The organism is Mesorhizobium sp. M8A.F.Ca.ET.208.01.1.1 (assembly GCF_004791315.1).
In the GTDB taxonomy this organism is placed as follows: domain Bacteria; phylum Pseudomonadota; class Alphaproteobacteria; order Rhizobiales; family Rhizobiaceae; genus Mesorhizobium.
The window spans coordinates 1-283 of record NZ_SRUT01000412.1 but is presented as its reverse complement, the minus strand read 5'-3'; the positions used below and the strand labels follow the sequence as shown (position 1 = coordinate 283).

The following is a 283-nucleotide window of genomic DNA, read 5'->3' as shown; positions in this document are numbered from 1 at the left end:
CGATCTGCACGACATCGTGCCGCCGCAGCCGCCGGCGCTTGCAGGCGTCGAAGTCTCGATCCACACCGGCGACCTTTCCGCGCCCGGCGCAGCGGCCACGCTCATCGCTTCCCGCCCGGACGTAATCTTCCACCTCGCCGGCATCGTCTCGGGCGAGGCCGAAGCCAATTTCGATCTCGGCTACCGCGTCAATCTCGACGGCACGCGCGCATTGTTCGATGCCATTCGCCTGGCCGGCTTTGCGCCGCGCGTCGTCTTCACCTCATCGATCGCCGTGTTCGGC

1 protein-coding gene is annotated in these 283 nt (G+C 67.5%); it reads left to right on the top strand.

What is annotated here, in order from left to right:
* Window positions 1-283, top strand: a 283-nt coding sequence (locus EN851_RS35890) for an NAD-dependent epimerase/dehydratase family protein (RefSeq protein ID WP_135931144.1), incomplete at both ends; no start/stop codon positions are given.